The organism is Micromonospora sp. NPDC051296 (assembly GCF_040682255.1).
Classification (GTDB): Bacteria; Actinomycetota; Actinomycetes; order Mycobacteriales; family Micromonosporaceae; genus Micromonospora; species Micromonospora craterilacus.
Genome location: NZ_JBFBAO010000608.1, coordinates 1 through 2,120 on the forward strand (window position 1 = coordinate 1; position 2,120 = coordinate 2,120).

Consider the following 2,120-nt stretch of genomic DNA (forward strand, 5'->3'; position numbering starts at 1 on the left):
GCTGCGGAAGGGTGGCCCACGGGGTGCGGGCGAGCAGTCCGACCAGCGGCAGCACCAGGAACAGCAGCCCGAGCGCGGCGGGCAGCAGCAGCGCGACCGGTGCCCGGCCGGTGCGTCTGGTGCGAGCGGGTGGCGCGGCCGTGGTCGGCCGCGCCACCTCGCCGTCGGTACGGGACACCGGCTACGGCGCCTGGAATCCGGCTGCGGTGAGCACGCTCCGGCCGGTGTCGGAGAGGACGTACTCGACGAACGCCCGAGCGGCCGGCTTGTTGGCCGAGTCCTTCAACACGACGATCGGGTAGTCGTTGATTGCCCCGGCCGACTCGGGGAACTCGATCCCGTCCACGTCGGCGGCGGCGTCGGCCGCCAGCGCGTCGGTGCGGTAGACCAGCGCGGCGTCGACCTCGCCCAGCCGCACCTTGGCCAGCGCGGCCTTGACGTCCTGTTCGAGGGTGACCGGGGTGAGCCCGACCCCGGCGGCGTCCAGTGCCTTACGCGCCGCCGCCCCGCACGGCACCTGTTCGGCGCAGAGGGCGACCTTCGCGTCGGGCTTGGTGAGGTCGCTCAGGCCGGTCACCCCGTCGGGGTTGCCCTTGGGTACGGCGATGACGAGCTGATTGCGGACGAAGGTGGCCGGTTCGCCGTCGCCGTTGCCGGCGTCGGTGACCGTCTTCATGTTGGCCGGCGCGGCGGAGGCGAACACGTCGGCGGGCGCACCCTGGTTGATCTGGGTCGCGAGGGCGGAGCTGCCGGCGAAACTGAAGGTCACCTTCACCCCCTGGTGGGCCGCCTCGAAGTCCTGGCCGATCCGTTTGAACGACTCGGTCAGCGACGCGGCGGCGAACACCGTCAACTCGCCGCTTACCCCGTCGCCGCTCGCCGGCGGGTCGGTGGAATCGCCGCCGCAACCGGTCAGACCCACCACCGCGAGTACGGTGAACGCGGCCAGGGTGGTACGGAACCGTGCTGCTCTCACGCGTTTGCCCTCCCTCTACTCCCGACCGTCGTGATCGGCTTCTCCACGACGACCGTGGTTGACTTGATCACTGCGACGGCGACCGAACCGACCTCCAGGCCGAGGTGGTCGACCGCCTCGCGGCTCATCAGCGACACCAGCCGGAACGGGCCGGCCTGGATGTCCACCTGCGCCATCACCGCGTCCTTGACCACGGCGGTGACGATGCCGCGCAGCCGGTTGCGCGCCGAGGATTCCTCCGAGCGGCCGTCCGAGCCACCGGCCTGTGCCCGGACGAACGTGGCGAGGTCGACACCGTCGATCACCCGGTGGCCGTGCTCGTCGCGGCTCGCGGCGAGCCGCCCGGCATCCACCCAGCGCCGCATCGTGTCCACGCTGACCCCGAGCAGCTCGGCCGCCTCGCCCATCCGAAACATCGTCACGACGGCCATCGTAGTGGGCTGCAACTGCGGTCAATAAGTGGCTGAATGAGTCGTATCTACGATGGCTAGTTCCCTACAGGTGGCCGCAATTGCATGATGTGGACATGGCTGGCGAACTGGCGTCCGTACCGACGTGGCAGGAGCTGACCGACGAGCAGACCCGCCGGTGGGCGACGGTGCTCGACCACCTCGCCGGTGCGGTGCCGGCGGGTGCCGCCGGCGTCGTCATCGACGGTGGTGCCTCGCAGGCGGGCGTCGTCGCCGACCGCCTCGCCGACACCCTGCGGGCCGCCGGGCGACCCTGCACCCGGCTGACCGACCCATCACCGCTGAGCTACCCGGCGCGACCGACCGCCCCGGCACCGCTCAGCGAAGCCTCACCGCTGGACGACGCGCCACCGCTGAGCGACGGGGATGCCTGGCGGGCCGCCCTCGGCACGGACAGCGTTGCCGTGGCCGACGGACCCCACTGGCGACGGCACCCGCCGGCCGGCGGGTGGGACGTCGTCGTCCACCTGCGTACGCCGCCCGGTCACCAGGACATCGACGGTCGGCGCGACACCGGCACCGATGTCGTCGTCGACCTGCACGACCCGAACTGGCCGGTGATCCGGCACCTCGCCGACCGGCTCGCTCCGGTCGAGGGCTGGTACCTGACCGAGTCCCGGGCCTTCTTCGCCGCTCGGGCAGCCAGCTGGGACCACCGGTTCGGTGACGACCTG

At 71.8% G+C, this 2,120-nt stretch carries 2 protein-coding genes and 1 pseudogene; 1 reads left to right on the plus strand and 2 read right to left on the minus strand.

Going from position 1 to position 2,120, the window contains the following annotated elements; genetic code table 11:
* Positions 1-181: 181 nt before the first annotated feature.
* Together modA and AB0M52_RS33445 are read right to left on the minus strand one after the other, a co-directional pair.
* Positions 182-925, minus strand: coding sequence for a molybdate ABC transporter substrate-binding protein (gene modA / locus AB0M52_RS33440; protein ID WP_363961845.1), 744 nt, complete (start codon positions 923-925; stop codon positions 182-184).
* A gap of 47 nt (positions 926-972) precedes the next feature.
* Positions 973-1,398, minus strand: a complete 426-nt coding sequence (locus tag AB0M52_RS33445; RefSeq protein ID WP_363961844.1) for a TOBE domain-containing protein — start codon at positions 1,396-1,398, stop codon at positions 973-975.
* A gap of 104 nt (positions 1,399-1,502) precedes the next feature.
* On the opposite strand from AB0M52_RS33445, the pseudogene AB0M52_RS33450 reads away from it, so the two are divergent.
* Positions 1,503-2,120: pseudogene (locus AB0M52_RS33450) on the plus strand (hypothetical protein); the annotation flags it as partial.